This window comes from Virgibacillus sp. FSP13 (genome assembly GCF_054048505.1).
The window spans coordinates 70,863-77,533 of the sequence record NZ_JBSVKG010000016.1 but is presented as its reverse complement, the minus strand read 5'-3'; the positions used below and the strand labels follow the sequence as shown (position 1 = coordinate 77,533).

8 protein-coding genes are annotated in these 6,671 nt (G+C 37.2%); 1 reads left to right on the top strand and 7 read right to left on the bottom strand.

The window, feature by feature from the left end; translation table 11 throughout:
* Positions 1-126 precede the first annotated feature (126 nt).
* The 5 genes from ACW2QC_RS13805 to ACW2QC_RS13785 form a co-directional block, all read right to left on the bottom strand.
* Positions 127-1,260 (bottom strand): bifunctional cystathionine gamma-lyase/homocysteine desulfhydrase, encoded by a 1,134-nt coding sequence (locus ACW2QC_RS13805; RefSeq protein ID WP_457544547.1) that lies wholly within the window; start codon positions 1,258-1,260, stop codon positions 127-129.
* 30 nt (positions 1,261-1,290) lie between these two features.
* Entirely contained in the window at positions 1,291-2,214 is a 924-nt protein-coding gene (locus ACW2QC_RS13800) for a PLP-dependent cysteine synthase family protein (RefSeq protein WP_457544546.1), read from the bottom strand.
* A gap of 12 nt (positions 2,215-2,226) precedes the next feature.
* Positions 2,227-2,694, bottom strand: a complete 468-nt coding sequence (locus tag ACW2QC_RS13795; protein ID WP_457544545.1) for an S-ribosylhomocysteine lyase — start codon at positions 2,692-2,694, stop codon at positions 2,227-2,229.
* A 21-nt stretch (positions 2,695-2,715) separates the two neighbouring features.
* A complete protein-coding gene (locus ACW2QC_RS13790) occupies positions 2,716-3,351 on the bottom strand; it encodes a class I SAM-dependent DNA methyltransferase (protein ID WP_457544544.1) in 636 nt (211 codons plus the stop codon).
* Positions 3,352-3,485: 134 nt separating this feature from the next.
* Entirely contained in the window at positions 3,486-4,136 is a 651-nt protein-coding gene (locus tag ACW2QC_RS13785; protein WP_457544543.1) for a YhcN/YlaJ family sporulation lipoprotein, read from the bottom strand.
* A 162-nt stretch (positions 4,137-4,298) separates the two neighbouring features.
* On the opposite strand from ACW2QC_RS13785, the gene ACW2QC_RS13780 reads away from it, so the two are divergent.
* Positions 4,299-4,535 (top strand): YhdB family protein, encoded by a 237-nt coding sequence (locus tag ACW2QC_RS13780; RefSeq protein ID WP_457544542.1) that lies wholly within the window; start codon positions 4,299-4,301, stop codon positions 4,533-4,535.
* 34 nt (positions 4,536-4,569) lie between these two features.
* Here ACW2QC_RS13780 and ACW2QC_RS13775 read toward each other — a convergent pair whose 3' ends face one another.
* Both ACW2QC_RS13775 and sigI read right to left on the bottom strand, forming a co-directional pair.
* A complete protein-coding gene (locus ACW2QC_RS13775; protein WP_457544541.1) occupies positions 4,570-5,751 on the bottom strand; it encodes an anti-sigma factor domain-containing protein in 1,182 nt (393 codons plus the stop codon).
* Positions 5,748-6,479, bottom strand: a complete 732-nt coding sequence (sigI, locus tag ACW2QC_RS13770) for an RNA polymerase sigma factor SigI (RefSeq protein ID WP_457544540.1) — start codon at positions 6,477-6,479, stop codon at positions 5,748-5,750. Before sigI ends, ACW2QC_RS13775 begins: the two co-directional genes overlap by 4 nt.
* Between the last annotated feature and the right edge of the window lie 192 nt (positions 6,480-6,671).

The window sequence follows — 6,671 nt, the reverse complement described above, 5'->3', positions numbered from 1 at the left end:
CTCGCGCCGATGTTTCTGCTCTCGCGCCGATGTTTCTGCTCTCGCGCCGATGTTTCTGCTCTCGGGATGATGGTATCATCCCTGAGAGCACACAAAAGGATGGCCCAATACTAGGCCATCCTTATTTTATTTCAATGCCTTCTGCAAATCTTCAATTAAATCGTCACTATCTTCAATCCCAACAGACACGCGGATTAATCCATCCGTGATTCCAAGCACAGCCCTTCTGTCGGCGGGAATTGATGCATGGGTCATTTTTGCTGGTAAAGAGATTAAACTTTCTACTGCACCAAGACTTTCTGCTAGTGTAAAATAATTTACACGTTCTAACACTTGCTCAGCCTGTTCCCCACTACCGACATCAAAGGATATCATTCCACCGAAACCAGTTGCCTGTTTCGCTGCGATGTCATGCCCACGATGATCCGCTAGGCCTGGGTAGTAAATAGTTGACACCTTTTCATGTTCTTCTAAAAATGCTACTATTTTCTTCGTATTTGCCTCGATTGCTTCCATTCGCAATGCAAGTGTTTTAATTCCTCTCATTAATAGCCAAGAATCTTGTGGTCCTAACACGCCACCAACCGAATTTTGGATGAAATGAAGTTGCTCAGCCAAATCCGTGGAATTAACAACAACTAGTCCGGACACGACATCACTATGCCCGCCAATATACTTTGTTGCACTGTGTAAGACGATATCTGCACCAAGGTCTAATGGTTGCTGCCAATATGGTGTTGCAAACGTATTATCAACAATTAATAGCAAATCGTGCTTCTTGGCAATTTCCGCCATCTTTTGAATATCAGTTATTTTCAATAATGGGTTTGTTGGTGTCTCCACGTATAATGCTTTTGTATTTTTTTTAATTGCCGCTTCGACTTTATCCGGATAACTCGTATCAATGTATGTGTGATCCAAATGGAAACGATTTAGAACACTTGTCATCAACCGATACGTTCCACCATACACATCATCGGTCATTAAAATGTGATCGTCTGCATCAAGTAACATCATCACAGAACTGATTGCCGCCATTCCAGAACCAAAAGCAAACCCTGTTTCCCCATTTTCCAAATTAGCAATAACAGATTCTAATGCATGTCGTGTTGGGTTGCCAGTTCGGGAGTATTCATAACCACGATGATTTCCTACAGAATCTTGCTTATACGTGCTCACTTGATAAATCGGTACCGAAACAGCACCTGTTTGTTCATCACCAGTTATTCCGCCATGAATCATTTTTGTTTTTGCTCGCATACCCATTCTCCTTCATTTTCACATCCATCCCTACTCAACGGTAGGATAGATATTTTTACTTAAGTATCGGTCACTTCCATCTGGAAAAACAGTGACGATTGTTGTACCAGCCTTTGCCTTTTTTGCTTCTTGTAAAGCCGCATACATTGCCGATCCAGATGAGCTTCCAACAAGTAATCCTTCTTTTTTAGCCAGTTCCTCCACCATTTCAAATGCATTTTTATCTGAAACAGTATGAATAGCATCTATATAAGCTTTATCAATAAACTCTGGTAAAAATTCCATGCCAATTCCTTCCGTTTCATGCGGTCCAGGCTCTCCACCGGCAATGATCGATCCCTCGGGTTCAACAATTGCGGCTCTAACTTGAGGATTTTCTTCTTTCAAATATCTCGTAGTCCCCATAAACGTTCCACCTGAACCTGCACCAGCGACAAATATATCGACTTCACCATTTAAATCATTCCAAATTTCCGGTCCAAGTGTTTGATAATACGTCCTTGGATTTGCTGAATTGGCGAATTGTTTAGGTGAGAAACTGTTTGGAATTTCCGTCAATAATTGCTTTGTTTTTTCAATCGCCCCAACCATTCCCGTATCTCTTGGTGTATGAACGATTTTTGCCCCAAGCGCTTGCATAATCGTTTGTTTTTCTTGGCTGAAGTGTTCCGGAACACAAAAAATGACCGAAAGATTTTTATCTAGTGCAGCGAGTGCCAATCCAATTCCAGTATTACCAGCAGTTGGCTCAATGATGGTACCACCTTCTGTTAGTGCACCAGTTGCTAATGCATCATGGATTAATTCTTGACCCAGTCGATCTTTGACGCTTCCACCTGGATTATAAAACTCCAGTTTTGCATATAAGCGCACCCCTTGAGGTAGTGAAAATTTCGTTAGCTCTAACAATGGGGTCCCGCCGATTAATTCTTTTATTGAATGATATATCGCCATACCTCTCGCCTCTTATTCTGCAAAAACTTGGTGCCATTCATCGCGATGTGTTAACATCTCTTTAGCAATTTCCTTTGCACCTTCCAAACTGTGACTGGCAGCCCATCCACATTGCACTTCATTACAAGCGGGTACTTCATTAGCTTCTAATACATCACGTAACGTTTTTTCCAGCGTATCTAATACTTCATCATAATTGTCGTTGTTTAAAATCTGTAAATAAAATCCTGTTTGACAGCCCATTGGTCCGATATCTAATACATTATCCATATGGTTGCGAATGTTTTCTGCCATTAAATGTTCAATCGAATGTAAACCTGGCATTTCCATATGTTCTTTATTTGGTTGTTTAAAACGAATATCATATTTATAAACTTTATCCCCGTTTCCGCCTTCTGTTACCCCCACTAATCTTACATATGGTGCTTTAACCTTCGTGTGATCCAAATTAAAGCTTTCTACATTCATTTTCTTTGCCAAGTTAAAACGCTCCCTTTTTCCTTATTTTTTAGCTATGATTAGCCAAACGAATTCATTCATTTGTTTACATGTTATCGTAAAATTGTTTTCTACAAAAATCTGTTTTAATACATCTATTGTTGGATAATATTCTCGATTCAGGTCTTCCGCCAACTCATTATAGCCTTTTTCAATAGCATCTGCTATCATCTGTTCCTTTACTGCCTCTGTCTCAAACATCGTATCAGCAAAAACAACTTTTCCATTCTTCGTGAGTATCTTACCGAATTGTTCTACAGCTGCTCTTTTTTCCATATCTGTCAAATGATGAAAGGCATAACTGCTGACAATTGTCTCGACATGAGCTGCTAAGGGTGGAAAATCAATAAAATCGCCGTCCAGCAACTGCAGTCTCGGTAATTTTTGTTTTGCTAACTCGCGCATTGCCTGTGACGGTTCAATCCCAATAACTTGGTTACCAGCTTTCATTAACTTATCCGATAAGTTACCTGTTCCAACTCCAAATTCCAACACAGTGCCATTGGAATGGTTTACAACTTCATCTAATATTGTATCATAATGGGCAAAAACTGCTTGATATTCAGGATCAAGTCCTTTCACACTATCATCATAGGTCTCTGCCCAACCTTCAAATAAATCAATAAATTCGCGTCCCATTATATGCACACAACCTTATTTTTTATTAAAACATAGTAAGGTACTATGATTAGTATGAATTATATGTATAACAATAGCACATGTTACAAAAAAAATAAAGGAGCATCTCTGTTTTTGAGATACTCCTTCAAAAGTTATTTGTTATCTTGTGGAAATACACGTTCAATCATGTTGCCAATTTGATCAAAGAACCCTTCTACAGGCTCGCCGTTATCTGCATCATCAGCATAATTATTTGCTAAATCAAGAAAATCAGGGTTGGTTGAGACATAAACATTGTCAATATCTCCATCAACGGATTTAACAATATCGGTGATTTTACGTTTTACATCATCTGTTAATTCATCACCATCACCATTGCCATTGTTATTAACGCCATTGGTACCATTATTGTTTGCACGTTTATTCATGTCATTATCCCTGTCATTATCTAATCCTGCAGCAACATATGCATTGTTATCTGTAGTCAAAACATATGCATTGTCAATTTCATCAATTTGATCTGTTATTTTATCAGCTGCTTTATCGGCGACTTCATACCGATTATTATTGTTACGATTATTATCGCGATCACGGTCGATATCCCCACGGTCTCGATCAGCATTTTCCGCATTCCGTAACGTTTGCCCGTTATCTTGGTTATCCGCTGTATTATTATAACGAGTATTTTCTACATTATTGTCACCATTGTCATTTGGCTGATTATCATCATTCGTGTCATTTCCTTGACAGCCCACAAGTGTAAACACGGTTGCCAATCCAACACTGAACAGTTTCCATTTCATTACTATCTTCCTCCTTACCAATTTGCTTTTAGTATGTATCAGTACACCTAATTTATTCTGCAAACCGGAATTTGGAAGATACACCATTTTTCTTTTAGACAATATAAATAAAAGTCGGAGAAACTATAAGTAACCCTTTAATTTTTAAGGAGGGCAAATGTAATGGATATTCCTGATTATGATAAAGCATTATTTTACTCATTGTGGGGCCAATGGGATGATTTATTAGTGTTGATGGTAAGAACAAATGATGATATGCTCTCGAAAAAAATCCAAAACTTTTTGTATGCATACCATTATTCACTTGACCAAACAAAAATTTTAAGTTTGCATGATGAATTGCTTTACTACATTGATCATGCCATGAACCATATACCAGCTGCCATAATGGAAGTTTAACAATCGGGAATACACCTAAGAAGGTGTATTCCCCTTACTTTTGATGGCCTTTTCCTTTTCCATGGTTTTGCTCATTATGTTTTTGCTTGCTGTGACCGCCCTTATACTTATGGTTATTATTGTGTTTGCGTTTATTTCCCTGGCCATAATTTTCATTGTGTTTACCGTTATTTCCATGATTTCCGCGATTTCCATTGTTCCAATGATCTCTGTTGTTCTCATGATTTCCGTTGTTCCTATGATTTCCAGTGTTTCCATGATTTTCATGCTGTTTGTGTTTCGGCTCAGCTCGGTGACTAGATGCGTTTCCTTTATTTTTTATCGTATTATTATTGCGATGTTGATTAGCTTCTATTTTTTGCCCATTATGCGAATGTTTATTTTTCGAGTCATTGGGATGTTGACTTTTTTGACTGCCTTCATTCTTTGTTTCTAGTTCATTCGCTTCTGTTTTTTGTTCATGTTGCTCTTGCTCTTTATTATTATTATAAAAGGAATTAATCATTGCTTTTTCTGTATTATTTAGTTTTTCAGCTGCTTCGGGATGTCTAGAACCTTCTTCATCTAGATCTTTAGCCATTAATTCATTCATCGATTTATTTTGTTCCTCAGCTTTTTTTCTTACTGCCTTTGGTACTAAAAAGGTCGCAATATTCCAGTCTACTTTATGGCCAGTAAAGAAACGATCTAATGTATCCAAAATAGAAATGTCATTATTGTCAACATAGCTAACCCCAACGATCACATTCTTCCCATTTTTAACCAATCCAGATTTTTCACTGCTATCCATTATTGACGTTACTACTTTTTCCAATGGTTGATTTTTATATTTCGGTAACTTATCAATAATTAACGATGCATCATCATTAAGTGGTTTGATTGCTTGAACATGCAACTGATCATCAATTTCCAACTCCACATTTGGATTGATATCAATATTCACGTATGCATATGTCTTATTGCTACCTGAAATAAAATAAAATGGCAATACAAATAGCAGCAATAAACAAGCCATCGCAACCACACGTAGAGTGTTTTTCACTTTCTTTTTAGGATGAAAAATGAATAAATAGCGTTTGTTATCATTTATTAATTCACAGGACACCTCTGCACCAATGACTGCATCTCTTACGGGTTTGACCTTTAAAAATAGGCCGTTTTCCGTCATGATAATTGTGTATTTACGATGTTTTTCCATCACTATCCCTTTTTTCAATTACCCACCCCCTTCAGATAATCCTTAAGATAAATGAAATCCTCATTTAGTACGATGAATATTGCTAAAATGTATTTTCGATTCCGTTCCAGTGTTTTTTTACTGACATCCACTTTTTTCATTAGATCTTTGATTGGGAGTTTTTTCTTTCGTTCAACAAAGGCTTTTAGTTCGGGATCATGAAATAGGATTCTTGCCGTACGAACTGCCGAATCTCGAGCGTCCCTATGCTTTGGAGAGACTTCCGTTAATTCCTTTAGGGTTAATTTATATTCCAACAACTTTTCTTTGAACTCTGCAATTTCCTCACGTCGAAACCAAGCTTCTTGTTGTTGTTGATATATTTCTTTTACTGCAACAATTTCGCTTGCATTCTCCATTTGTTCCTCATCATAGTTTTCATCTAAAGATGCGGACACAGGCGTTTTTTGCATAAAACGAATATAATCAATTACTTTACGCTTGACGACAAGTTTAGCAAACGATAAAAAAGAGCTTCCCCTATCTGCCGAATACGTCAAAATAGCTTCGTTAAACGCAGCAAGACCAATACTAAATTCATCATCCTTCTTTGGATCAATATACCGTTTACAAACTTCCGAAACACATTTAGCAATAAAAGGCTGATACGTTTTTAAAAGATAATTTTGCGCGGCTTTATCCCCTTGTTGAATGGAAATGATCACTTCCTCTAGAGGCTTGTCTTTTAATGACTGGTTATGAGTCAACAAAGAGCACCCCCAGCCATTATAAAATACGATTTATTTTTCAAATTTTTGGGTGTATCTGTAGTGTATTTAGCATAAAAAATTTTTCTTCTATTTAACATGATGTATCCACCATCTCTATTATTATTATCATTCTATTTCTAGTTAGCTTACTTATCAAGTTGGATTGACTTTTAGCATTGACTGTTTTAA

Bases quoted from the DNA above. Each gene is read 5' to 3' on its own strand.
- ACW2QC_RS13805 (WP_457544547.1), bottom strand. From the start codon at position 1,260: ATGCGAGCAAAAACAAAAATGATTCATGGCGGAATAACTGGTGATGAA.
- ACW2QC_RS13800 (WP_457544546.1), bottom strand. From the start codon at position 2,214: ATGGCGATATATCATTCAATAAAAGAATTAATCGGCGGGACCCCATTG.
- ACW2QC_RS13790 (WP_457544544.1), bottom strand. From the start codon at position 3,351: ATGGGACGCGAATTTATTGATTTATTTGAAGGTTGGGCAGAGACCTAT.
- ACW2QC_RS13785 (WP_457544543.1), bottom strand. From the start codon at position 4,136: ATGAAATGGAAACTGTTCAGTGTTGGATTGGCAACCGTGTTTACACTT.
- ACW2QC_RS13780 (WP_457544542.1), top strand. From the start codon at position 4,299: ATGGATATTCCTGATTATGATAAAGCATTATTTTACTCATTGTGGGGC.